At 60.9% G+C, this 25,573-nt stretch carries 18 protein-coding genes; 13 read left to right on the top strand and 5 right to left on the bottom strand.

The window, feature by feature from the left end; genetic code table 11:
* Window positions 1-412: 412 nt before the first annotated feature.
* From QQK16_RS17715 to QQK16_RS17675, 9 genes are all read left to right on the top strand, one after another.
* Complete coding sequence (locus tag QQK16_RS17715; protein ID WP_284197810.1) at window positions 413-1,093, top strand: TetR/AcrR family transcriptional regulator; 681 nt, start codon at window positions 413-415, stop codon at window positions 1,091-1,093.
* Between the two features lie 21 nt (window positions 1,094-1,114).
* Window positions 1,115-3,568, top strand: coding sequence for an acyl-CoA dehydrogenase (locus QQK16_RS17710; RefSeq protein WP_284197809.1), 2,454 nt, complete (start codon window positions 1,115-1,117; stop codon window positions 3,566-3,568).
* Between the two features lie 195 nt (window positions 3,569-3,763).
* Complete coding sequence (locus tag QQK16_RS17705; RefSeq protein ID WP_284197808.1) at window positions 3,764-5,251, top strand: OmpP1/FadL family transporter; 1,488 nt, start codon at window positions 3,764-3,766, stop codon at window positions 5,249-5,251.
* A gap of 286 nt (window positions 5,252-5,537) precedes the next feature.
* The gene (locus QQK16_RS17700; RefSeq protein ID WP_284197807.1) at window positions 5,538-7,907 is read left to right on the top strand and encodes a 3-hydroxyacyl-CoA dehydrogenase/enoyl-CoA hydratase family protein; all 2,370 of its coding nucleotides are present in this window, start codon (window positions 5,538-5,540) and stop codon (window positions 7,905-7,907) included.
* Between the two features lie 92 nt (window positions 7,908-7,999).
* On the top strand, window positions 8,000-9,205 hold the full coding sequence (locus tag QQK16_RS17695; protein WP_284197806.1) for an acetyl-CoA C-acyltransferase: 1,206 nt from the start codon (window positions 8,000-8,002) through the stop codon (window positions 9,203-9,205).
* A 202-nt stretch (window positions 9,206-9,407) separates the two neighbouring features.
* Entirely contained in the window at window positions 9,408-9,974 is a 567-nt protein-coding gene (locus QQK16_RS17690; protein ID WP_284197805.1) for a chalcone isomerase family protein, read from the top strand.
* Between the two features lie 238 nt (window positions 9,975-10,212).
* Window positions 10,213-11,397 carry an esterase/lipase family protein gene (locus tag QQK16_RS17685; RefSeq protein WP_284197804.1) on the top strand — a complete coding sequence of 395 codons (1,185 nt, stop codon included), beginning with the start codon at window positions 10,213-10,215 and terminating at the stop codon, window positions 11,395-11,397.
* A 365-nt stretch (window positions 11,398-11,762) separates the two neighbouring features.
* The gene (locus QQK16_RS17680) at window positions 11,763-12,632 is read left to right on the top strand and encodes an RNA ligase family protein (RefSeq protein ID WP_284197803.1); all 870 of its coding nucleotides are present in this window, start codon (window positions 11,763-11,765) and stop codon (window positions 12,630-12,632) included.
* The gene (locus QQK16_RS17675; protein ID WP_284197802.1) at window positions 12,620-13,831 is read left to right on the top strand and encodes an AAA family ATPase; all 1,212 of its coding nucleotides are present in this window, start codon (window positions 12,620-12,622) and stop codon (window positions 13,829-13,831) included. The genes QQK16_RS17680 and QQK16_RS17675 overlap by 13 nt, the downstream gene beginning before the upstream one ends.
* A 48-nt stretch (window positions 13,832-13,879) precedes the next feature.
* Here the strand turns inward: QQK16_RS17675 and QQK16_RS17670 are convergent, their stop codons facing one another.
* The 4 genes from QQK16_RS17670 to QQK16_RS17655 form a co-directional block, all read right to left on the bottom strand.
* The gene (locus QQK16_RS17670) at window positions 13,880-16,090 is read right to left on the bottom strand and encodes a TonB-dependent receptor plug domain-containing protein (RefSeq protein ID WP_284197801.1); all 2,211 of its coding nucleotides are present in this window, start codon (window positions 16,088-16,090) and stop codon (window positions 13,880-13,882) included.
* A gap of 762 nt (window positions 16,091-16,852) precedes the next feature.
* The gene (locus QQK16_RS17665; protein ID WP_284197800.1) at window positions 16,853-17,782 is read right to left on the bottom strand and encodes a hypothetical protein; all 930 of its coding nucleotides are present in this window, start codon (window positions 17,780-17,782) and stop codon (window positions 16,853-16,855) included.
* A 14-nt stretch (window positions 17,783-17,796) separates the two neighbouring features.
* The gene (locus QQK16_RS17660; protein ID WP_284197799.1) at window positions 17,797-18,414 is read right to left on the bottom strand and encodes a PepSY-associated TM helix domain-containing protein; all 618 of its coding nucleotides are present in this window, start codon (window positions 18,412-18,414) and stop codon (window positions 17,797-17,799) included.
* Window positions 18,415-18,642: 228 nt separating this feature from the next.
* A complete protein-coding gene (locus QQK16_RS17655) occupies window positions 18,643-20,220 on the bottom strand; it encodes a DUF2271 domain-containing protein (protein ID WP_284197798.1) in 1,578 nt (525 codons plus the stop codon).
* 150 nt (window positions 20,221-20,370) lie between these two features.
* Between QQK16_RS17655 and QQK16_RS17650 the strand changes: the two genes are divergently transcribed.
* Window positions 20,371-21,297 (top strand): DUF4198 domain-containing protein, encoded by a 927-nt coding sequence (locus tag QQK16_RS17650; protein WP_284197917.1) that lies wholly within the window; start codon window positions 20,371-20,373, stop codon window positions 21,295-21,297.
* A gap of 108 nt (window positions 21,298-21,405) precedes the next feature.
* On the opposite strand, the gene QQK16_RS17645 is transcribed toward QQK16_RS17650, so the two are convergent.
* Entirely contained in the window at window positions 21,406-22,161 is a 756-nt protein-coding gene (locus QQK16_RS17645) for a substrate-binding periplasmic protein (protein WP_284197797.1), read from the bottom strand.
* A gap of 312 nt (window positions 22,162-22,473) precedes the next feature.
* On the opposite strand from QQK16_RS17645, the gene QQK16_RS17640 reads away from it, so the two are divergent.
* The 3 genes from QQK16_RS17640 to QQK16_RS17630 all read left to right on the top strand — a co-directional run bounded on the left by QQK16_RS17640 (window position 22,474) and on the right by QQK16_RS17630 (window position 25,476).
* Window positions 22,474-23,169: a hypothetical protein gene (locus QQK16_RS17640; protein ID WP_284197796.1), complete on the top strand. Its 696-nt coding sequence runs from the start codon at window positions 22,474-22,476 to the stop codon at window positions 23,167-23,169.
* Between the two features lie 90 nt (window positions 23,170-23,259).
* Window positions 23,260-24,606, top strand: coding sequence for a TolB family protein (locus QQK16_RS17635; RefSeq protein ID WP_284197795.1), 1,347 nt, complete (start codon window positions 23,260-23,262; stop codon window positions 24,604-24,606).
* Window positions 24,607-24,795: 189 nt separating this feature from the next.
* Window positions 24,796-25,476, top strand: a complete 681-nt coding sequence (locus QQK16_RS17630; protein WP_284197794.1) for a hemerythrin domain-containing protein — start codon at window positions 24,796-24,798, stop codon at window positions 25,474-25,476.
* Window positions 25,477-25,573: the final 97 nt, after the last annotated feature.

The following is a 25,573-nucleotide window of genomic DNA, read 5'->3' as shown; positions in this document are numbered from 1 at the left end:
GAGGCGAACCTCAGCCTCCGTGCCCGAGTGTTGCGTACCGCGTGATTCGAGCAAGCACTTGGGCAGGTGCGGATCATAGCGCGTGATTTTACCTGTTGAGCGTTTGCTCTAATTTTGTCGCATGGCTGCAACTATTTGATGTTGATCAAAAAATCAAGCAGGTATTGCAGGTTGTGGCAGCTGCGCCAAAGCAGTACGGGTGTGCAATGCACCGTGCTGGTGCGCCAACGGGCAGGCCGGAGCCGGTGCGGCAGTGAGACATGCTGCGCCGCACAATCGAGCGCTTGCTTGACTAAAAAATCACTGGGACGTATGTTTCAAACAACCGTTTGATTGAATCGGCTATGCTTATGGGTAAACCAGACCCGACACAGCTGCGAAATCGGCGGCGCAGAACAACACGGCAAAAACAATGAATGGCTTAGGCGAAACACGGCAGCTCGATACCGCGACACGCATTCTCGATGCGGCCGAGGCACTGTTTGTGGAGCATGGATTCGAGGCCACTTCGATGCGCATGATCACACAGCGTGCCGAGGTGAACCTGGCTGCGGTGAACTACCACTTTGGTAGTAAGGATGCCTTGTTCCAGGGGGTGTTCACCCGTCGGCTGACACCTTTGACACAGCTGGCAGTGCAGAACCTGGACAGGCTGGAAGCCGCGGCCCAGGGAGAGCCTGTGTCGGTGGAGCGCATCATGCGTGCCTTTATGGACGCGGCACTCGATATTGCCCATGACCCCAAGCGGGGCGGGGTGATTTTCGTGCGCCTACTCAGCCGTACCTTTATCGAGGCGCATCCAGTACTACGCGAGAGCCTGCCCTGGCACTACGAAGAACTGGTTGCGCGCTACGCCAAGGCAACCGCCAAGGCACTGCCTGAGCTGGATGCCATAGAGCTGCAATGGCGGCTCAATTTCGCTTTTTCGGCGATTTTCAATGCGTTTGCTGGCAATAACATTCTGCGGCTGTTTGTTATCGATCCGGTGGTCAACGCGCGGGATCCGCGCCTGATCGCCACTTATCTCGTGCCCTTCGTCGTGGCCGGCCTGACAGCGCCGGTTACTGCAAAGGGTGCGGGTTCAAGCTTTTAACCTCCTGGGAAGGAAGACCTCATGGCACTCACCATCCTGATCGTCATCGTTGCGATACTGGCGCTAGGCTATCTACGCGCGCCGCTGATCGCCTGGACCATTGCGGCATTGGCCGGCATCGCTTACGGTGTTTACGGCGGCTGTGGCCTGCATCTGGGCTGGCTGATCGGCGCGGGCGTGATTGCAGCGATATTCAATATTGTTCCGCTGCGTCGTGCACTGTTGACTGGCCCTATCTTCGGCATCTTCAAGAAGATTACCCCTGCCATGTCGCAGACCGAGCAAGAAGCCATCAATGCCGGTACTGTCTGGTGGGATGCCGAGCTGTTCTCGGGCAAGCCTGATTTCAAGAAACTGCATGGCTACAACGCGCCCAAGCTGAGCGCCGAGGAGCAGGCCTTTCTGGATGGCCCGACCGAGCAGCTGTGCAGCATGATCGACGATTGGAAGATCACCCATGAGCTGAAGGATCTGCCGCCCGAAGTGTGGCAGTTCATCAAGGACAATGGCTTCCTGGGCATGATCATCAAGAAGAAATACGGTGGCGTGGAGTTCTCCAACTACGCGCATGCCCGTATTGTGACCAAGATTGCTACCCGTGGTGGTACGGCCGCTGTTTCGGTGATGGTGCCGAACTCGCTCGGACCGGGGGAGCTGCTGCAGCACTATGGCACCGAGGCGCAGAAGGACTACTACCTGCCTCGTCTGGCCAAGGGCCTGGATATTCCCTGCTTTGCCCTGACCAGCCCCTATGCCGGTTCCGATGCGGGTGCCATCCCCGACTTTGGCGTGGTGACCCGTGGCTCGTATACCGATCCGCGTACCGGCCAGCGCCATGAAAACGTGGTGGGTATCCGCCTGAGCTGGGAAAAGCGCTGGATTACTCTGGCGCCCATCGCCACCGTGCTGGGCATGGCTTTCAAGCTGTATGACCCTGAGCATATCCTGGGCGACAAGGAAGACATCGGTATCACCTGTGCGCTGATTCCGACCGAGCACGAGGGTGTGCAGATCGGTCGTCGCCATGCGCCACCGGGCTCGGCCTTCATGAATGGCCCGACCATGGGCAAGGATGTGTTCATTCCGCTGGAGTGGATCATCGGTGGCAAGGACTACGCCGGTCAGGGCTGGCGCATGCTGGTAGAGTGCCTGTCGGTGGGCCGCGCCATTTCCCTGCCCGCCATGTCGGTGGCCTCGGGCAAGTTCGCCAGCTTTGTGACCGGTGCCTATGCCCGGGTGCGTGAGCAGTTTGGCCTGTCCATCGGCAAGTTTGAGGGGGTGGACGAAGCACTGGCACGCATCGGTGGTTATACCTACCAGATGGATTCGGCCCAGCGCTTGGCCTTGTCTGGCCTGGACAGCGGCGAGAAGCCGTCTGTGATTTCCGCCATCCTGAAGTATCACAACACCGAGCGCATGCGTAAGGTGCTGAACGACGCCATGGACATCCACGGCGGCAAGGCAGTGGTGCTGGGGCCACGCAACTACCTGGGCAATGCCTACCAGACCATTCCGGTCGGCATTACCGTGGAAGGCGCCAATATCCTGACCCGCTCCATGATCATCTACGGCCAGGGTGCCATCCGCTGCCATCCTTTTGTGCTGCGTGAAATGAAGGCTGCCATGGCCAACAATGGCGCCGAGTTCGACAAGGCCTTCAGCGGCCATATCGGTTTCGTGTTCGATAACGCCATCCGCAGCTTCGTGATGGGCGTGACCGGCTCCAAGCTCAATTCCGCCCCTGTGGGTGGTGATCTGGCCCAGTACTACAAGGACATCGAGCGTCTGTCGGCGGCCTTTGCCCTGGCTTCCGATATGGCCATGTTCAGCATGGGTGGCTCGCTCAAGTTCCGCGAGAAGATCTCGGCGCGACTCGGTGATGTGCTGTCCAACCTGTACATTGCCACCTCGTCGCTGAAGCGTTTTGCGGATGACGGCAGCCCTAAGGACGACCTGCCGCTGCTGAAGTGGGCTGTGCTGCAGGCGCTGCATGATGCTCAGGAAGCGCTGACTGGTTTCCTGGCCAACCTGCCTAACCGTCCGCTGGCCTTTGTGCTGAAGTGGATCATCTTCCCGCTGGGTCGCCACTTCACTACGCCGCGTGACCGTCTGGGCACCAAGATCGCCCGCCTGTTGATGCAGCCTGGTGCTGCCCGCGACCGCCTGACCCGCGATGTCTATGTGCCCAAGAATGAGGCTGATGCCGTTGGTGTGCTCAACTATGCATTGAGTGCCCATATCGAGGCCGAAAGCACTGAAGGCAAGCTGCGTCGCGCCCAGCGCGACGGCAAGCTGAAGGCGCTGAATGCCCAGGGCCGCCTGGATGAAGCATTGGCCAGCGGCCAGATTACCCAGGCCGAGCATGAGATTGTGACCCGTGCCCGCCGGCTCAAGCGCGAAGTCATCATGGTCGATGATTTCGACAAGATGCTGGATCAGCACGATACCGAAATCAGTGCCCGGATTCCGGTGTAATACCTAGCTTATTCGTGGGTGTGAAAAACCAACGAGAACTGTAGTCGAAAAGCCGCGTCAGCCCAGTCTGGCGCGGCTTTTCAGCAAATTACGCACAGGTGCTGTGCTATGCTCGCCACATTCTCGGCCGAGCGCTTGAATGAATTGGCTGAATCGGCCGAAGAGCTGTTTTACCTACCACAACGGAGACAACAAATGACGATGCACGCACTTCGTGTTACCGCGCTGCTGGTTGGCGCTGCTTTCGCCCACCAGGCCTACGCCTCGGGGTATCACTTCGGTACCCAGTCGGTCAGCGCCCAGGGCACGGCCAATGCCTCCGGTGCGGCGGCAGAAGATGCCTCCACCCTGTTCTACAACCCCGCCGGCCTGAGCAACCTCAAGGGCACGACCATGACGGGCGTGTTGAACGTGGTAGTGCCGAACGGCAAGTTCACTGACGAAGGCTCGCATACCAACCCGATACCGGGTGTTGTGCAGGGTGGCCGCAGCACCGCCAATGGGCAAAAGAACAACAACGGTGGCGACTTTGTCGAGCCCACCGGCGTGCCACACGCCTATATGTCGCATCAGATCAGCGATCGCGCCACCCTGGGCTTTGGCCTGTTCGTGCCATTCGGTTCCAAGACCCAATACGATGACAACTGGGTAGGCCGCTACAACATCATCAAGACCGAGCTCAAGACCATAGCCTTGAACCCGTCGTTCTCGCTCAAGGTCAACGAGAAGGTCTCTTTCGGTGCAGGTATTACCGCCCAGCATATTGAAGGCAAGCTGATCAAGGCGGCTGACTTTGGTACCGGCGCTATCGCTGCATTGTTGCCCGCCGTGCAGGCTGGCCAAGTGCCTGCCTCCATGCTGCAACTATTGGGCAATGTTGGTGTTGGCAAGGGTCCGCTGCCCGGTAACCCTGAGTACGACGGTCGCGTCAAGATCAAGGGCGATGACTGGGGCTTTGGCTGGAACATGGGTGTGATGTTCAATATCGATGAAGACACCCGTATTGGCATGGCCTATCGTTCCAAGATTTCGCACAAGCTCACCGGTACGGCTGAGTGGACGCTGCCGGAAGCCAACCTCAAGGCCTTGCCGGCTGTGGGCAGTACCGTATACAACGGCCTGATTGCCCGTGGCTATGTCAACGGCGCAGCCAACCTGGCGGTGGATACGCCGGAGTCGATCTCCATTTCCGGCTACACGAAGATCAGCGACCGCCTGGCGCTGATGGGCGACATTACTCGTACCCGTCACTCGCGCTTCCAGGACCTGACAGTGAACTTCACCACGGGTCTGGCACCGTCCAATACGCCGGAAGATTGGAAAGACACCACCAAGGTCTCGTTCGGTGGTAGCTACAAGCTCAATGACAGCTGGTTGCTGCGTGCTGGCCTTGCCTACGATGAATCGCCGGTCAACGACAACAACCGTACGCCTTCCATTCCTGACATGGATCGCAAGTGGTTCTCGGTCGGTGCCAACTGGGCGGTGAGTAAGCACAGCTCGTTCGACCTGGCCTACTCCTATGTCCACGTCGGCGAGCCGACCATCAACAACTACGATAACGGTGGCCTGGCCCCCGGCGTTTGCGACAGCACCAAGAACACCTCGAGCTGCGCAACCGTCAAGGGCCGCTACGATGTGTACTCGCACATCCTGGGTATTCAGTACAACCTGGCGTTCTAAGCATTATGATCACACCCGCACGGGCCAGTTGGCCCGTGCGGGTGTTTTTTGCCCGCCAACTGGCTTGCCGACCGGCCGGGTGTAACCTGTTGTAACGGATGGCTGGGAAAATTCAATCGCCCAAGTTTGTCGAATTATCGAGCAAGCGCTTGGCAGAAACGAACGTTTGCATTAATGTCTACACTAAGCAAACTGGATAGGCTCTGAGGCGGGTGTTTTTGCCCCCAAGAACATCGCGGTTGAATTTTGCGAGCCCCCGATCGACTCCCCAAAATCGAGGAATACCATGTCCCAATCCAAATTCATCGTCCGCAAGGTGGCCGTACTCGGCGCCGGCGTGATGGGCGCGCAGATCGCTGCCCACCTCGCCAATGCCAATGTGGAGGCCATCTTGTTCGACCTCCCGGCCAAGGAAGGCCCCAAGAACGGTATCGCGCTCAAGGCCATCGAAGCCTTGAAGAAGCAGAACCCGGCGCCGTTGTCCTCCAAGGGCCGCGCCGATTTCATCACCCCGGCCAACTATGATGAGCACCTGCATCTGCTCAAGGATTGCGATCTGGTCATCGAAGCCATCGCCGAGCGCATGGACTGGAAGCTGGGTCTGTACGAAAAGGTTGCTCCGCACCTGGGTGCGCAGACCATTTTTGCAACCAATACCTCCGGCCTCAGCATCAACAAGCTGGCCGAGGGCTGCCCTGAAAGCATGCGTGCGCGCTTCTGCGGCATCCACTTCTTCAACCCGCCCCGCTACATGCACTTGGTGGAGATCATCCCCTGCGTGACCAGCGATGCCGAGATGCTGGATCAGCTGGAAGCCTTCCTGGCTACCACACTGGGCAAGGGCGTGATCCGCGCCAAGGATACCCCCAATTTCGTGGCCAACCGCATCGGCGTGTATTCCATGCTGGCGGCTATCCACAATGCGGAGAAGTTCGGCATCCGCTTCGACATCGTTGACGACCTGACCGGCCCGCGCCTGGGTCGCCCGAAGTCGGCGACCTTCCGTACTGCCGACGTGGTGGGCCTGGATACCTTCGCCCATGTGGTCAAAACCATGCAGGACACCCTGCCCAACGACCCCTGGCACAGCCTGTTCCAGTCGCCGCAATGGCTGGCCAAGCTGATCGAAGCCGGCGCGCTGGGTGCCAAGACCAAGGTCGGTATCTACAAGCGTGAAGGCAAGACCAAGCTGGTGCTGGATCCTGCGGCCGGTGCCTATGTCGAGGCCAACAAGAAGGGCGACGACGCGGTCAAGGAACTGATGAAGATCAAGGATCCGGGCAAGCGTCTGCTCAAGCTGCGTGAATCCGCGCATCCGGAAGCCCAGTTCCTGTGGGCCTGCTTCCGCGATGTGTTCCACTACATTGCCTTCCATCTCGACACCGTGGCTGACAATGCCCGCGACGTTGACCTGGCCATACGCTGGGGCTTTGGCTGGAACGAAGGCCCGTTCGAGACCTGGCAGGCTGCTGGCTGGAAACAGGTTGCCGAGTGGGTGAAGGCCGATATCGAAGCCGGCAAGACCATCAATAGCTCGCCCCTGCCTGCCTGGGTGTTTGAGCGCGATGGCGTGCATCAGCCTGAGGGTTCGTTTAGCGCCAGCAAGAACGCGCTGGTGCCGCGCTCCAAGCTGGATGTCTACCAGCGTCAGCTGTTCCCCGCGCAACTGGTCGGCGAAGCCGCACCGGTGTACGGCGAAACCGTGTTCGAGAACGAGGGCGTGCGTGCCTGGACCTCGGGCGACGGCGTGCTGGTGATCTCCTTCCTGAGCAAGGCCCATGCCATTGGTCCGGCCGTGCTGGAAGGCATCAATAAGTCCATCGACATTGCCGAAGCCCAGTTCAAGGGCGTGGTGGTGTGGCATCCGGAAGAGCCGTTCTCGGTCGGCGCCGATCTGTCGTCCATGCTGCCTGCCTTCATGGCGGGTGACTGGGCCAGCATCGAGAAGATGCTGAGTGACTTCCAGGCCATGACCATGCGTCTGCGCTACAGCCAGATTCCGGTGGTGTCGGCAACCCGTGGCTATGTGTTTGGCGGCGGCTGCGAAGTGGCGTTGCACTCTGACCGCGTGGTGGCACACCTGGAAAGCTATGTTGGTCTGGTCGAAGTGGGCGTGGGCCTGCTGCCCGGTGCCGGCGGCACCAAGGAATTCGCCCTGCGCGCCGCACAAGAGGCCCGTGGTGACGTGTTTGCCGCACTGAAGGATCGCTACATGACCATCGCCACCGCCAATGTGGCCAAGAGCGCCGAGGAGGCCAAGCATCTGGGCTTCTTCCGTGACTCGGATGTGATCGTGTTCAACCAGTACGAGCTGCTGCACGTTGCCAAGCAACAGGCATTGTCCATGGCCGAATCCGGCTACCGTGCGCCCCTGAAGGTCAAGGGCTTCCCGGTTGCAGGCCGCTCGGGCGCGGCTTCGATCAAGGGCCAGCTGATCAACATGATGGAAGGCGGCTTTATCTCCAAGCACGACTACCATATCGGCGCGCTGATCGCCGACATCATCACCGGTGGTGATGTCGAAGCCGGTACGCTGGTGGACGAGCAGTGGATACTCGATCTGGAACGCAAGGGCTTCCTGTCCCTGCTGAAGAACGAGAAGACCCAGGAGCGTATTGCCTACATGCTCCAGTACAACAAGCCGCTGCGTAACTAATTCGACCCTTCCCCTCGAAACGGGGGAGGGTGGCCTGCGCCAGCCGCAAGCCCTCTCTCTCCAGAGAGTCGTACCAGATTTGGAGAACTGACATGACCAAGCAAGTTCAAGAAGCCTATATCGTCGCTGCCACGCGCACGCCGGTGGGCAAAGCCCCGCGCGGCATGATGCGCTTTATCCGCCCCGACGACATGTTGGCACACACCATCCGCGAAGCCATGGCCCAAGTGCCGACGCTGGACCCGGCCCTGGTGGAAGACGTGATCGCCGGCTGTGCCTTCCCCGAGGCTGAGCAAGGCCTCAACATGGCCCGTATCTCGGCCCTCTTGGCTGGCCTGCCACACACTACCGGCGGCCTGACCATCAACCGTTACTGCTCGTCCGGCATCAATGCCGTGCAGATCGCCGCAGACCGCATCCGCATGGGTGAGGCCGACGTGGTGATCGCTGGTGGTGCCGAATCGATGTCGCTGGTGCCCATGATGGGCAACAAGGTGTCGCTCAACCCCGAGATCTTTGCACGGGATGAGAATCTGGGCATTGCCTACGGCATGGGCCTGACCGCCGAAAAGGTGGCCGAGCAGTGGCAGGTGAGCCGTGACGATCAGGATGCCTTCGCGGTGGAATCCAACCGCCGCGCCATTGCGGCTATCGAAGGTGGCGAGTTCAAGCAGGAAATCAGCCCGATCGAAGCCATCTACCGCAATCCCAACCTGAGCACTGGCGAAGTCGAGATCATCAAGAAGATACTCGACACCGACGAGGGCCCGCGTGCCGGCACCAGTATGGAAGGCCTGGCCAAGCTCAAGACAGTGTTTGCCGCCAAGGGTTCGGTCACTGCCGGCAACAGCTCGCAGATGTCCGATGGCGCGGCCGCCGTGGTGATCGTGTCCGAGAAGATACTCAAGCAGTTCAACCTGGTACCGCTGGCTCGCTATGTGGGCTTTGCCGTCAAGGGTGTGCCACCCGAGATCATGGGTATCGGCCCCAAGGAAGCGATTCCCGCCGCACTGAAGGTAGCCGGCCTCAAGCAGGACGACATTGCCTGGATGGAGCTGAACGAAGCCTTTGCCGCACAGGCACTGGCCGTGATTCGCGACCTGGGTCTTGATACCAGCAAGGTCAACCCGCTGGGCGGCGCCATTGCACTGGGCCACCCGCTGGGCGCAACCGGTGCAATCCGTACCGCTACTCTGGTGCACGGCATGCGTCGCCATGGCCAGCAAGGCAAGTACGGCATGGTAACCATGTGTATCGGCACCGGCATGGGCGCCGCAGGCATCATTCAGGCGCTGTAAAGCCAGCTTGAGCCAGAATCAGGGCCGGACGGGATAATCCCATCCGGCCTTTTTTACAGCCGCGCAGTATCGGCTATGATACGGGGCACGCTTTTCAGGGCCATCGGGTGGTCTGCAGGTATTGCAGCATGTGCTTGCCATGGCTACCCGGTACACCCTTCTGGCGGCATAGTCCGCACAAACCGAAACGGAGCGAGAAAATATGAAAAAAGCGGTTGCAGTAATGTTGATGGCGGCCAGCATGGCCGTAGGCGCTGCCGAAATCGGTGGCGTGAAGGTGGATGATGGCGTCAAGGTGGCCAACAGCGACTTGGCGCTCAATGGCGGCGGGGTACGGGTCAAGTATGGCGTGGCCAAGGTCTACGTCGGCGCGCTCTACCTGGCGCAGAAGTCCGGCGACGCCAATGCCGTGATCAACGCGGCCACCCCGCGCCGCATGCAAATCACCATGCTGCGTAATGTGGATGCAGAAGACCTGCACGCGTCCTTTATCGACGGCCTGGAAGACAATACCAGCAGCGCCGAGTTTGCCAAGTTCAAGCCGCGTATCCAGGAAATGAACGCGATTTTCCAGGCTGTGAAGAAGGTCAATACCGGTGACGTGATCGCCCTCGACTTCATTCCGGGCAAGGGCACCCAGATCACCGTCAAGGGCCAAGTGAAGGATGTCATTGCTGGCGATGATTTCGCCAGTGCGCTGCTCAAGATCTGGCTGGGTAGTGACCCTGTCAGCGGCGACCTGAAGAAGCAATTGCTGGGCGCCAAGTAAGCGTTAGCTGCGACAACAAAAGCTGCCTTCAATGAGGGCAGCTTTTTTATTGCTATGGCGAGTGGTGGCGGTATGGGTATCGCCGCAAAATGCATGTTGCATTGGACGGAAAAGCGCGTAGCGTGGTGGCTATAGCGGCGACCAAGAACTGACTGGCATTTGTTGTGCATATTGGCCGCAAGCAGCTGCTGCGTACCGATACCTTGAGGGTGCGCGGATTTCTCTCTGGAAGGTGATCATGACCAATACCCACGCCGAAGCTCCACCGCAGCCAGACAGCGGCGGCTATGCCCCCTTGCTGGCCGAGGCTTTGACCGAGACCACGGCCAGAGTGGCGGAAATGCACCATGCCATTGCCCGAGTACCGTTCTCGGTGCTGGCCAGAATACCTTTTCTGGCCCTGCCATCCCGCTTGGTACAGGTGGTGCATGACGGCATTGCGGGCAAGGTCTATGGCGCAGTCGCCAGCCTGGGGAGCCGCGCCATTCTGGCCTCAGACAGGCTGCTACCTGCACCCGACGGGCCTGCCGGGCGCCTGGCCGTGGGGGTGCGCAGTGCCGTCAATGGGGTGTTCGGTGACCATCTGGCCGACAGCGATAGCCGCCTGGGCTACCAGATGGGGCTGTTTGCCGATGGCAGGCCGATATCGGTGGCACCCGATGCACTGACCGCCTTGTGGCCGAAGCCACCGAGGCGGGTGTGTCTGCTGATACATGGACTCAGCTGTGATGAATCGTGCTGGTCGCCTGGCCCTGCCATGGCGGCAGGCTATGGCAGCCGGCTTGAGGCCGACCTCGGTTATGCGCCCTTGTATGTACGTTACAACAGCGGTTTGGCCATAGATGACAACAGCCAGCGCTTGGCCGCGCTGCTGACCATGCTGAGCCTTGGCTGGCCCGGCGGGCTGGACGAGATCGTGCTGCTGGGGCACAGCATGGGGGGCTTGCTGGCGCGCGCGGCATGCCAGCATGCACACGAACAGCAACTGGCCTGGTTGCCCAAGGTCAGCAAGGTTATCTGCCTGGGATCACCACACCAGGGTGCCCGGCTGGAGCAGTTGGGTAGGCTGGCTACCTTGGCACTCAATGCCATACCCATTACCGCACCCTTGGGGCGCATCGCGCAAACGCGCAGCATAGGCATCAAAAATCTGGGGCAAGGCTTGCGTAGCCCTGCCTGGCAGGGCAAGACCCCTCCCTTGCTGGAGGGCATAGCCTATCGCTTTATCGCCGGGAATCTGCACACCAATCCCAACCATCTGCTTGGCCACCTGCTGGGTGATGGCTTGGTCACCTTGGGCAGCGCCACCGAAACCGGTCTGCATGGCGACATTGCCCGGGTACGCCTGGGGGCGGTGGGGCATATGGGCCTGCTGCACGATGAGCGCGTCTATGGCTTGCTGCGGCAATGGCTAACGGAGTAGGGCTATAGGGGGAAGGTAAGCCCTAGAACCTAACGCTTTGGGTTTGCCGCAGTGCCAAAGGGCTTGGCAGTGCTGGCCAATGCCGCTACCATGCGCGGCACTGATGCGGTGACAGACCGCATTCACCGCGCAACCCCCCTTCCATCAAGGAGAACGAAGTGCCCCGCACGTCCAACATCATTGCCTGATGCCGACGACACCCTGCATAGCAGTGTGACGATGGCGCCTACGCGTAATCGCCCTGCTGTGCCTGCGGAAAGCTTCTTTCCCCTCTGCTAAACCCGCGCACTCGCTGCCAGGCTCCGGCCTGAGTGGATTGCCCTGTGCGCCAGTCGTCGGCTCCGATACTTGTTACGGAGACGATCATGACGACTCAATCCCTGTTCGAGGTACGCAACCTCGATCTACTGAAATACCCCCGTACACCCCATCTGCAAGGCTCGCGCCTGCAGGCCGGGGATGAAGGCCATGACCAGGTGCCCTACAGTGCGCTGGCGGGCCGCTATATCGTGGTGGAAGAAAAACTCGATGGCGGCAATGCCGGCCTGAGTTTCTCGGCCGGTGGCGAGCTGTTGCTGCAAAGCCGTGGCCATTACCTGAGCGGCGGCGGCCGTGAACGCCAATTCAATCTCTATAAGCGCTGGGCGACAGCCCACGAGCAAAGTTTGCTGGCAGGCCTGGAAGACCGCTACCTGATGTTCGGCGAGTGGCTGCATAAAAAGCATTCAGTGTTCTACGACTGCCTGCCGCACTACTTTTGCGAGTTTGATATCTGGGACTGGTCCCGGCAGTGCTTCCTGGCTACGGCGGAGCGCCATGCCCTGCTGGCGGGCATGCCTGTGCTGCCGGTGCCGGTGCTGTACGCGGGTGAGGCACCAAGGAGGCTGGATACCTTGCTGGATTTGCTGCAGCCCTCGCTGGCGCGCACGGCGGACTGGCGTATGGCCTTCGAGGCCGACGTTCGCCTGGGTGGGCTGGATCTGCCACTGGCCTGGCGGCAGACCGATCGTTCCGATCTGGCAGAAGGGCTTTACATCAAGGTCGAGGAAGATGGGCGCACCGTGGCGCGCTACAAATGGGTACGCCGCGATTTTGTGCAGACAATACTGGACTCGGGCCGCCATCATGCCGAGCAACCCTATATTGCCAATCGGCTGGCGCCTGGTGTGGATCTGTTCGCGCCCCAACTAAGCCATGGCTGGGCAGGGCAACTGGAGGCCGTATGGACTTGCTGACCTTGATACAGGCGGACAACCTGATCGCACTCAAGCAGCCTGTAAGTCTGCGTGGGCCGGCTTATGCCGAGCTGCAGCAACTGGTGGCACAGGCTGGGGCCGAGCCGGACTGGCAGGCCGTATTGGCGGCCTTGCCCTGTTTGCTGCCATTGGCCCGCACCCCGCAAGACCCTCGTTACCATGGCGAGGGCGATGTGTGGACGCATACCCGCATGGTGGTGCAGGCATTGTGTGCCGGCGAGGACTATGCCCAGGCCGATGCCGAGCGACGCTTCGTGTTGTTCTACGCGGCCTTGCTGCACGATATGGCCAAGCCGGCGACCACCACGGTGGATGCTGTCAATGGCCATATAGGCCAGCCGGGGCACTCGGGCCGTGGTGCTGTGGATGCACGCATCCTGCTCTGGCGCAGCGGCGTGCCGTTTGCACTGCGCGAGGCCATTTGCCGACTGATTGCCGTACACCAGTTACCGTTCTACGCCTTGCGCGGTAGCCGCTCCGGCCAGACTGCCGAGTTCATTGTGCGCAAGTTGTCGCACGAGCTCTGCATTGCCGAGCTGGCCGCCCTGGCGGAGGCCGACATGCGCGGCCGCTACTGCGCCGATGCGGATGAGGTGCTGCTGTATATTGAGCTGTTCCGCGAGTTGGCGCGGGAAGAGGGCTGCTATACCCAGGCACGGGCCTTTGCCGACAGCCATACCCGCATGCGCTACTTCAATGGCGACGATGTCCATCCGGACTATGCGTATCACCGCGAGCCAGGATCGCGGGTCACCGTGATGTGTGGTTTGCCCGCGACCGGCAAGAGTACTTGGCTGGCACAGCACTGCAAGGATTTGCCGCTGGTGGGGTTTGACGATGCGCGGGAAGAGCTGGGCCTGAAATATGGCGAGAACGATGGGCGTGCCGTGCATCATGCGGTGGACAAGGCCAAGGCCCTGCTGCGTGCGCGCAGCGATTTCGTCTGGAATGCCACCCATCTGTCGCGGCAGATGCGAGCCAAGACATTGGACCTGCTGTTTGCCTATGGCGCCACGGTAGAGGTGATCTACCTGGAGCAAGCCGAGCGTACGCTGCTTGAGCGCAACCGGCGGCGGGACAGCAGCCTCAGCAATACCGGCTTGCTGCGCATGCTGCACCGCTGGGAGGTGGTATTACCCAGCGAAGCGCATAGCGTGCGTTACCTGACGGCAGTGTGAGGCCGGCCCAAGCTGCCTTCCGGGGCTTGGGCCATGCTGCTTGCCGGGCTAGAACTTGAGTTCCAGCATCATGGTCCATTGGGTATAGGTGGGCGTGGTGCTGCGGCTCTGTACTGCACCTGTGCCCGTCTGGCGGCTGCGGGTCTCGTAATCCTGGTGCAGCAGGTTGTTGCCGGCCAGCCGCAGCTGGACGGCTGGGCTGAAGCGCCACTGGGCGTAGATATCCACCTGGCGCTTGGCATCGATGTCCCGCCATTCATCGACGTCGGTGCGGTTGGTATAGGCCGGCACCAGGTTGAGGCTGGCGCCCACCGTGAGAGGCACGGCCTTGAAGCGGTAGTCCAGCCCCAGGTTGAACAGCTGCGGCACCTGCTCATCCAGGCGGTTGTTAGGGCCGGGTATGTTGTCTACCCGCGACCAATAGCGGCTGTAGTTGGCGCGCAGGTCGATGGGGGGGGCATCACCCATGATCTCGGCCAGCCGCAGCTTGGCCTCCAGTTCTATGCCGTAGCTGGTGGCTTCGCCCACATTGCGGGGGCGGGATACCCAGCGGCCACTGCCCGCCGTTTCGAACTGGGTCTCGCGCCGTATCAATCCTTCTATCTGACGGCTGAACAGGCTGGCACTGACCAGCCCGCCCTGGCTGAAGTAGTGTTCATAGGCGAGGTCCAGGCCCCAGGCCAGTTCCGGCTTCAGGTTGGGGTTGCCGGCGCGGTCGGGGTCGCTGCGGCTGTTTTCTTCGTCCGACAGTACCGGGCGGGTAATCAGATCGCGGGTATTGGGCGCCTTGTAGCTACGGGTCAGGCTGGCGCGCAACTGATTCTTGCTGCTGCCGGGTATGCGGTAGACGGCATGCAACATGGGGCTCCAGACGCTGCTGTTGCTGCTGGTGGTGCCCAGGGCGTCTTCACTCTCGGTGCGTATGCCTTCCCAGCGTATGCCGGCATAGGCCGACCATTGCGGCCCCAGGTTCCATTCATCCTGGGCAAAGACCGCCAGCTTGCGTACGCGGGCCACCACCAGGTCGCCCGCGTCAGCCACCTCGGGCAGGCCGTTGACCAGCTTTACCCGGTGTTCCTCGCGGCGGCTTTGTTCCAGATCCCAACCCATGGCCATGCTATGGTCCTCGCCCAGCGGGCGTGACCATTTGCCGCCGGTGCTGAAGCCTGTCTCCTCTATCTCGCTGTCGTCCAGCCGGATTTCCTTGCGGCTGCCATCGCCCAGGAACTCCTGCCGCTGGTTTTCGCTATCTGAGCGGCTGCTATTGAAGCCGAAGCGCACATCGAGCTTGGCCCCTTCACTGAGATTGCGCTTCCAGTTGCCAAAGCCACGCAACATGGTTGATTCCGATTCGCCGTGGGATTCGGCGCGGGCGTAATCGGCCGCCGGGCCGCTCAGCCGGGTAATTGTAGAGAGGCTGTCGCTGCTGCTTTGATTGCGCATCAGAAAGGTTTGCAGGCTGACGGTGTTGCCCGGCTCGATACGCCAGGTCAGCCTGGGCGAGAAGTTCAGGTGGTAGCCGCTACCGCTGCTTTGGCTGGCGGTGACCTCGTCGTAGCTTAGTCCTGTCCGGCCATCCGTGCCCTGTCGGCTACCGCTGCTGTCGTTGCTGCGGCTGTTGCGGTTGTAGCCACCGCCGATATTGTAGTTAAGCGCATCCACCTGGGCGCCCCACTGCACGTCCAGCCTGCCCTGCAGGCGGCCGTCCTCTTCGCTCAACGCCATGCGCAGCTGGCTGGGTTGCTTGGCCTTGTAGTCCTCGCGCAGGACGATATTGATGGTGCCAGCAATGGCGCGGGCACTGTGCTCGGCCGTCGGCGCGCGCATGACCTCGATGCGTTCTATGGCATCGGGCGACAGTGAGTCAAACGAAAAGCCACGGGCAGCCGCTTCGCCATTGATCAATATCTGAGTATAGCCCTCACTCATGCCGCGCATGCGTATGCCACCACCACGGCCCGGCCCGCCGCCGACACTGACGCCAGGCAGGCGTTTCAATACTTCGGCCACGGTGCTGTCGCCGTATTTATCCAGTTCATCACGGCCGACGATGATCTTGCTGGCAGGCTGATTACGACGAATATCGCCCTCATTGGCGGCCTTGCCGGTGACCTTGATCTCCTCGGCCACCGGGGTGGGCTGGGCATTGGCGGCGGCAGAAGGGCGAGGGATTTCCTCTGCCCAGGCGCCTAGGCAGGCCAGGGTCAGGGTGGCGAGTTGCAGCGCGAAGCTGGCGTGCTGGGACTGTGCGGTATACATGGCTCGAATGGGAATGAGAATTCATCGCCAGTATCGCTCAAGCCGTGGCGGGCTACCTTGGGCAAAAGGTTACAGTTTGTAAAAACTGCGTGGGTGGCCGGGGATACGGGGCCTATTGCGCCGTATCGCATCGCTAGCGTAGGGGAGATGCGCAGGTAAATTCCAGCTGCCTTAAAGCTCGGGGCGAAAGGCCCCCAGAGGGTGCTCGAAGCAACTCACCCAACTTAAGCCAGATTCATGGTGAGATATTTAGTCTAAATAATTGACATTAATAATGTAATTGTAGATTCCCGCCTCGCTGCAGGCGCTGTTTTCTCGACCTGGTCGCGCACCTGTATTCCGACGCCTTCCGCGATGGCGCTCGGCAAGCCGAATATCCCCCCCCCTTCACCGGCTCACGCAAGCTGCACTGTTACGCCACGTCTCCGAGCAAGCCCTTGGTAAAAAAAGTGCGCGCTATACTGTCCGCCGACGCACTCCTACAATTCAACGACAAACTCATTCGGCGCTCCGATCCGCTGATACCGGGATGGCGTGGCTTGCGCCTGGTCGCCAGCGACGGCTCTCCTCTACACTTTGGCAAGCCTAGCCACACAGGCAATGCAGACGACACCCGCGGAGCACCTCATTCACCGCGCTTATGCCTATGCGGTGCTCAAGCCTATCCTGCCGCTGTTGCTTTTGGGCGCCTCTTGGGCGGCTGATCTTCTAGCTCTACCCGTCTGGGCTGCCATTTATCACACTAGTTGGCGCCTCCATCCCTTAGTCAGGGTCGTTCAAACCACCTCTCTCAATGGCGCCGCCCTGAGAGATTAAATCCACCAAAACCGCTTCTAGCAGCTCTGTGTGTGGCACAAAATCGGCAGGCGGCTTATCCCAGAAATCGTGCTTCGCTTCCAGGTGTACGCCAGTGATAAACACCTTGCCCTGGCCATAACTAAACTGTGCCGCCGCAATGCCGCCGTGATGGGCGACTTTGCCAGTGGAGGGCAGGTAGTGGCCAAGAACTTCTACTCTTTCCTGACTTGGCAACAATTGCAAAACCGATCCTGCCTGGAAGTAGGCGCCGATGATTTGCCCTGTTGGCAACCAGCGTACCTTTTCGATCCGTTCGACGGCGTCTTCATCAGCGAAATTGTCAGCCGTGATTGGGGCGATATTTAGCGCCTTAAAGGAGGATAGGCCGTCCTCGTATTCAGCCTGCGCAACGATGGCGCCGCCACAGATGCCGACATAACGGCCACCTGCACGCAACCAGCGTTGGATAGCTACGATGGTTGGCCGGCTCATCTGTTGCGGCCCGCTCGCCCAAGCGCGCAGATCATCATCTGTGCCGGGAATCAACAGCACCGAGCGCGGCGGCAAGGTTTTCAGAGCCTTGGGAATATCCGCCCAGCTTCTCAGCACGCGTGCCTTGGGGGCCAAGGCTTTCAGTGCCGGGGTTTGGGGCTGCTGCAGTATTTGCAGGATCGGCATTTCGCAATCCCGGCACACCGGCGGGCCGGCATAAATCAAAACCACTGGCGTCGCTGTCGATACCCCTTCGTGCCGTGGTGGTACTGACTGCCCACTAGCCTGCAAGGGCAGACACGCGCTCAGACCGAACCAGACCATGCCATAAAACCAATAATGTCCCATCTTTGCTCCGCTACCTTGTGATTTTTCGCGCCAGTCACTGAGCGGCAGCATCATATAGGCTGCCTGCCTCAAGGCACAAACACCACAATAATCCCGCCCAATATCACCAGACTCACCGCCGTCAGCTTAAGGCTGGTGGCCAGGCGAAAGCGCAGGCTGAAGAACAGCACGTAGCCCAACAGCGAAAACAGCAGCGTCAGGATGGCGGTCAGGTCTATCACCCAGCTCCAGGCGGCGCCGCTGTTCTTGCCGCGGTGAAGATCGTGCAGCATGGTGGTCAGTGTGGCGGCTTCTATGGTGGCTTCTACCTGGCCATCCTGCAGGTTGATAAACAGGTCGGATTTGCCGCTGACGCCTTCGAAGCGCACCTGGGCTTCGCTATCCATCAGTTCGCCGCTTTTGTATTCGCCTTTGAGCGGCAGGCGTTCGGCCACGATGGCGGCGGCGGCCCGTACTGGGTCGTCGCTGCGCTGGGCCTCAATCAGCTCGGCCGGTGTGAGGGTAAGCGTGTGCTCCTGGCTCTCGGCTTTGCCCTTGAACCAGTCCGGGTGGTTCAGCAACAGGCCGGAGAGTGAGAACAGCATCAGCGCGATAAAGGCGAAGGCGGACAGATAGGCATGCAGCATGCGCGACTGGCGGTAGAGCCAGCTTTTGTCCAGGCGGGGGCGGGAAGGTGTGTCGGTCATGATGGGCGGGAAGGGATGCAGTGGCCGGCTTGGGACATGGCCTTGTAGAGGGGGCTGGCGGCTACCTTACCGAAGTCCTTTGCGCCAGGAGTGGGCAAAGGGGTATGGCGGCCGCCGGGGGCGATGATGGCGGCCTCTGCTGGCATTGACGCCAGCCAGGCACGTCTGGCTTGGTTGGCGTTTGGGGGCCACCTGGCAGTGCAAGGCAGGGTTGTGTCTCTGATGAACTCAGGCGGACTTGCCGTAGCGTAGTACCACGCCACCGAGTTCGTCCTTGGCTGCTTGCGGCAGGCTCAGCGGCTTGCTGCCCAGTTCGATTTCGAAGGTCTGGTAGGTATGGCCGCCGTGTTCGCGCGCGGCCTCGATATGTACCAGGTATTTACCCTGGCCCACCTTGCGGCCGGCTTCGTCCGTGCCATCCCAGGCCAGCGAGTATTTGCCGGGCTTGCGCGTGGGCTTGGTGACGGTGTCGAGCTTTTCTATCTTGCGGCCATAGCGGCGCCACCAGACATAGTTGGAATCTATCCACTTTTCCTGGTTGCCCAGGTGGGTCAGGTTGCGAACGATGGCGCGATTCTGGTCGGTGATCCAGATGGCGACGAAAGGGGCTTTGTAGTTCTCGGCTTCTATCTTGGGGACTTCATAATCGATACTGGCAGTAAAACCAGCAGGCCACGGGGCAGTGGCGGCGTCGGCCGTGTAGATGAAGCGGGGAGCCAGGCTGCTGCGCGCTTCGGATATGTCTTGCCAGGCGGCGGATTGCAGCTGGCTGCCATCGGCCAGTTGCAACAGGGTGGCCACGCCGGGCAGGCGGTCTGCCAGGGCCAGGCTTTGCGCGGCAGGCATGACGGCAAAGGCGGTGGACAGGGCGTCGGCATCGGCGGCGCGGTCGGCGACCACGGTGACGCTGCTGACTTCGGTGACGGCGGCGCCGGTTTGTGGGGAGACGATATGGGCATGGGCCATGCCATTGATCTCAATATCGCGCTGGCCACGGCCACTGGTGGCGACGGCCTTGCTGCCCAGTTGCAGGGTGGCGACCAGTGGGGCGTTGTCCTGTGGCTGGTTTGCCTGTGCCACACCCAGTTGCCAGCCGCTGGCCTGGGGTGCGCGGCCCCAGCTGCGGATGTCGCCGCCGATATCGATCAGCAGGCCATCCAGGCCTTCGACCTGGTTGCGCACGGCTTGCATGGCGCGGTCGATGATATAGCCCTTGGCCAGGGCATCGGGTGCGAACACGACGTCAGCGGGGCGTGTGATGGTACGGCTGGTGGGGTCCAGCTTTACCTCGGCAGCTTCGGCGGCCGCCACGGCGCGGGCAATGGCGTCGGTATCGAGCTTGCCGCTGAAGCCGGCATCCTGCCATAGTGCCAGCGCCACACCCAGGCGGGCGCTGAAGGCACCCTGGGTACGGGTACGCCATTGCTCGCAGGCGGCCACCACCTCATACAAGGCTTCGGATGCCTGCATCTGTTCGCACTGGTTGAGCGCGGCCAGTTCACTATCGGCGCGGTATCGGCTCAGCACCCGATCCAGCCTGTCTATCTCTGCCTGTGCCACGGCCAGGGCTTCACGACCTGTGGCCTCGTTGCCGCCTACGGTGATCAGATCCAGCGAGGTGCCCAGTACGTGATCGCGGTGAAAGCGCCAATGTGGGGCGACCTGGGTTTGGCTGGCCGTGGCGGGGGTGGTTGCGGGCATGGCTGGCAGGGAGGCGGCCTGGCTGGCCTGGGGCAGGAGCAGGCCGGCGGCGGCCAGGAGCTTGCTGCCCAAGGAAAGGCGTAAAGGCCATGGGGTGCGCTGCATGAGTGGTTTCTCCCTGTAGGACGATGCCCGCTGGCTTGGGCTGATTTGGAATGGCGACAGGGCGTGATTGTCTTGCAAATGAGAATTCGTTTCAATATCATTCATGCATATTTTAATGCAAACCGGGTATCTGGAAAGGGCACCATCGTGATGAAGCGAGCAGGCGGGCAGATCAGGCAATCGGCAGTTTGGGCTGGGGTGTTGGCGATGCTGTCGGCTCCGACGGTGTTGGCGCATGGCGGCCCCTATCTGTTGCCGACAAGCTTTGAAGTGAAGCGCGACTATGTATCTATACAGGGCGCCATAGGCAACGAGGTGTTTTTTGTGCCTACCGGCCCGATACGGGGTGCGAGCTTTTACTCGGTCAGCCCGGCGGGTACCCGGCAGAAGCTGGATACGGTGACTAACCTCAAGGATTACAGCGTGATAGAGGCGCCGGTAACCGAGAAAGGGACTTACAAGATCACCCTGGGGGATGAGCATGCCCGCGTCAGCCGCTATGCCTTGATCGAGGGTAATTGGCGAGTGATACGCCCGGCCAATATGGGCAACAATGCGGCTACACCGCGCCCGGCTGCGCCCGCAGCTGTCGCGCCTGCGGCGGCACCTGCTACGCCGGCCCAGCCGCCCCGTCCGCCGCGCTTTGTGGAAGAGGCTGCCGTACCCAAGGATGCCAAGATCACCGAAGTGCGTAGTCTCAGCCGTGCCGAGGTGTATGTCAGCAAGGGCGCGCCCAGCGAGGCCACAACCAAGCCCAGTGGCCAGGGTTTTGAACTACGCCCGCTTAATCACCCCAATGACCTGTATCTGGATCAGGGATTCGAGTTTGAGCTGCTGGAGGATGGCAAGCCGCTGCCTAATGTTGCCGTGGAGATTGCCCGCGCCGGTAATTTCTATGACGAGAAGAAAGAATATGCCGAGCTGAAGACGGACGCCAATGGGCGTGCCAAGGTGAACTTTGACAAACCGGGTGTGTACGTACTGCTGACCAACTATCCGGCACCGCAGCGCGACCGTAGCGAGGTGCCGCCCGCCCGCAGCTATAGCTACACGCTGACGTTCGAAGTGAATCGCTGATAGCCGCAAGGCCTGCCCGGCGCCGTAGCCAGCCGCGCTGGCAGTTGCCTGACCGTGTCTACTGCCCCGTACTGGTATGACCAGGCGGGGCAGTACTACGTGGGGCGGCTAGTTCTGCGGGGCGGCCAGTTCCGCCTGCCAACGATCAATCTGGCCGCTGGACCTGAGCCTTGCCAGGCCCTGGTTCAAGGCGGCCAGCCAGTTGGCGGCGTCGGGGTGGCGACGATGCAGCAATACACATAGATTGTGCTGGCTCAGGGGCTGGGCAAGCTGGGTGACCATGTCCTGCCAGACGGCGGGCGCTGCCTGACGCAACAGGTACAGGCCAACCTGCCGGTCTACCGGGTAGGCGTCGATGCGGTCGTTGAGCAGGGCTTGTATGCCGGCCTGGTCGCTGCTCAATACCAGGGGTGGGACACCGCTGGCCTTTAGCAACCGGGCATAGGCGGGAATGCCTTCGTAGGCATACATATCGGGGTAGGCCAACCTGAAGCCGAGCGCTTTGTCGGGGTGTTTCAGATCCAGCACCCGGCCCACCCGCCGCAGCAGGACGACCTCGCTGCGGATGACGGGCTGGCTGACTAGGTAATCGGGCTGGGAGCCTTCATCCCGGCAACTCCACAGGATGGCACCGTCGGCCTTGCCTTGCCGTGCCATCTCCAGGCCGCGCTTCCAGGACAGGCGCAGATCGCTGACCGACTGACCGGAGGCCGCAAATGCGCTAGTGATGATGTGCTCGGCCAGACCGCCATGAGGCAGGGTGGCACCGGCATAAGGTGGCCATTCACCGGTTGCCAGCCGTATTGGCTGCGCGGCCTGGGCAAGCAGTGGCAGCAGCAACAGGATGACGGCGAGCTTGGGCATGGGGGCCTCCTGGCTATTCCCTTTGCAAGCATAGAAGTTGCGCGTGAACTTGGCGGGTAGCGCAGCACCGCTGGTCGATACGGGGAGTATTTGATACTTGCACTATCGTGCAATAGTTCGCGAGCCTTCATCCATTTGGGTGAGGGCCGATGCGGGCGATTCGGCTAGTATTGGCTTCTTTCATGGCGCTATCGGCTGTCATCAAATCGGTAGGGGGCACACCACGGTGTGCGTCGTAGAGTGAGATGGCAAGGCTGTGCCAGTGCCAGTGCCTTATTGCAGGCCACCATAAAAACAGTTTCAGGGGAAAAAATGCGGCCTGGTTCCACCAAGGTTGTTGCGTGTACGCATTGCCGTGCCTGGTTGCGCTGCCAAGCTTTGGATCTGGCAGTAAGGCAGTCGGCGGAGGTCTGGTCTGACCTGCGCGTGCGGCACGCCTTCTGGTCCACCCCCGTGGACATCGTTGCCTGTCCTGTCTGCCGGGAGCTGTTCCGGCGCCGCGACGCTGTCGAGGTGGGTGTATTGCCTTCGAGCATAGAGGCACTGGACTTCAAGGTGAACGATGGCTGGCGGCTGCTACCGCGATTTGGCAAGGCTCGGGAGCTGGCCCAGCTGGAGCGCTTTATGGCGGCGCCGCTGGCCGAAGAGCTGCCGGCGGACCAGGTCGAAGCGGCGCTGGCCAGCATGGCAGGGGGTGTTCCCGACGATGAAATGGATCTGCGCCTGCAGCAATGGCGCCACCACAATGACTTGCGGCGGGCCGAGCCCGGCCGTGAATGGTTGCGCATAGAGCCCCTGTTCCTGATTAATGCCCAGCGCTTGTTGAGCATGCTGGTGATAGGCGGAGAACTGCAGCAACTGCTGGCGGCCGAGATCAATCGGGAGCTGGGGCAGTTCCATACGGCCATGCAGTGCCTGTCACGTGTGCAGAAAGGCTACGGGCACCAGAAGGTGGCACTGATGAGCTGGATTGTGGAGGGGAGAACCGAGCTGCAGGTGTATTACTGATTGTGATTACCACTGCCGGAAACTGCGCCTGCTTCGCGTGTCTTACGCGGTCTAGCCCTGTCAAAACCCGCCTATGAGGAGGCATCTGATATGCAATCAAACTTGACGCTGGCCTTGTTGCTGAGCCTGTGCGGATGGGCACAGGCTGCTGCACTACCTGTGGAGCTCATGCAACTGGGGCCGAGCGACCCGGCTACGCAAAGCTATAACTTGCAGGAGCTTCGCAATGTGCGCGTTTTTGCGCGCTCTGCGGCGGGCTTCAAGCAATCCAGGCTATTTTGGCAGCAGCGGGTCGATGGGCAGTGGCAAGCGCCCCAGCCGCTGCCGTTTACTGACGCACGCTGGCGTGATTCAGACCCGCACCTGAGCGGCAATGGCAAGACGCTGACCTTCATTTCTGACCGACCGGCGGCGGGGGAGCAAGCCCTGGGACAGTTGGACCTGTATGAGTCGAACTTTTCCGAGGGGCAATGGAGTGTGCCACAGCGCCTCAGTGAGTCGCTGCAAAGCAAGGCTTATGAGCTTGGGCCGGAGCGCTATGGCGATAAGTTGTATTTTGCCTCCTACCGCCCAGGCGGCCCGGGAAAACTATCGGTATACCGTAGTGATAGGCTGCAAGATGGTGGCTATGGCGCCCCGCTTGCACTCCCGGCGCCGGTGAACGAGGGGTCATCCAACAGCGATTTTACGCTGACGCCTGATGGTCGCTATGCACTGTGGTGGAGTAATCGGCATGCTGGCACTAACCGTGGTGATGCCGATATTTTCATGGCTGAGCGTGTCGGTGAGGGCTTTGGGCCTGCTATCCGCCTGCCTGAACCGATTAATGGCCCAGGCTTTGAATTCACCCCTTCCGTCAGCAGCGATGGCCAGTGGCTGATGTTTGCCTCAACCCGCCCTGGTAAGCAGGATGCCGGCTTGTCGCAGCTCTATCGGGTTAGCTGGCCCGCGCTGCTCAAGGCGCTAGGCCCGCAAGTCGAGGCACATAGCCAGTTGGAGCTGGAGCAAAAGCACAGCGCCCTGTGGCGGGCAATCAGCCACAAGGCGGGCGAGGCAGCTGATATCGGGCTGCTGGGCTCATTGCTGCACCCGCAGGCACAAGTCTGGGGGCAGAGTCTGCGGGCGGCCAATCTGGATATCAAGGCCTGGTCTGGCAGCGAGTTTCTGGCCATGCTGAAAACACCTGCCCCAGAGGCACTGTTTGAGTGCGAGGTGCACCGCGAGATACGCCGCTATGGCGCCCATGCCGAAGTCTATAGCGTGGTGGAAAGCCGACGCCGCAGCGACCAGGTGCAAGCTGATGGCGTGGGGGTAAATAGCGGCCAATGGCAGCTAGGGCCGCAAGGCTGGCAGCTGCTGTCACTGCACTATGCGATGGCGCTGCCAGGCCAGGCGCCACCGCCACAGGCACGGCAGAGTGGGGACTGCATGGCTTGAGTGGGGTACAGGCCCCGGCGCATGCCCAGCCCCTTTGCACCGACCAATCACTTGTATTCAGATGATCAAGTTAGGCTCTTAGGGAATTCTTAAGTCTTAATTAGCGGCGATTTAGCAAAGCGCTGGACGCCCAGCATGCACACTTCATCTCACTTACTCGGCACCTAAGCCGGGATGGGAGAACCGAGCATGCAAGCCAATTATCGCCGTTACGACATCTATGCCCTGATGCACAAGGGGCTGCGCGCTTACCTGAGCCATGTGTTGCTCGAGGTTGGCCGTACCGACTGGCGCGATATCGCCAACCGCAGTGCCAGCCTGATGGCGGTGCGCGAGTTGCTGGGTGTCTGCTCGGCCCATCTGGAACAGGAAAATGCCCTGATCCATACCGCCATGGAGTCGCGCCAGCCGGGTTCAACCCGCCAGGCTCAAGTCAACTACGCCGCCCATATGCATGCCATTGAGCAGCTTTACGATGTGGCGACCACCGTGGAGTCAGCCAACAACTACAACCTGGAGAGTGCAGGCGAGTGGTTGTACCGCGAGTTGGCCATGTTCGTGGCGGACAACTTTGAACATATGGCGATTGAGGAAAGCGTGAACAACCGGGTGCTGTGGGAAACCCATAGCGACGCCGAGATTGTGGCACTGGAGCGTGAGGTGATGGCCGCGGTTCCGGCTGACCGCATGTTGCCCCTGCTGCGCTGGACAGTACCCAACCTGGCCCCCGATGAGCGCGCCCTGATGCTGGGCGAAATGCTGCGGCATGGCGCCCCTGCTGAAGTGTTTGATGGCGTGCTGGCCATGCTGCGCGCCCTGTTGCCCCCCAAGGACTGGGGCCGCCTGACGGTGGCGCTGAGCAACAACTGAGCCGATTGCTCCGTATTCTGCCTCGCTCCCCTGTCGAGGCGGAACACCAATCCGGCGTAAGCCGAGAAACCGGATTGGTTTTTTATGGCCGCAACTG

Origin of the sequence: Chitinimonas prasina (assembly GCF_030160395.1) — a bacterium.
Classification (GTDB): domain Bacteria; phylum Pseudomonadota; class Gammaproteobacteria; order Burkholderiales; family Chitinimonadaceae; genus Chitinimonas; species Chitinimonas prasina.
The sequence above is the reverse complement of the archived record's forward strand: the minus strand, read 5'-3'. Positions and strand labels throughout refer to the sequence as shown.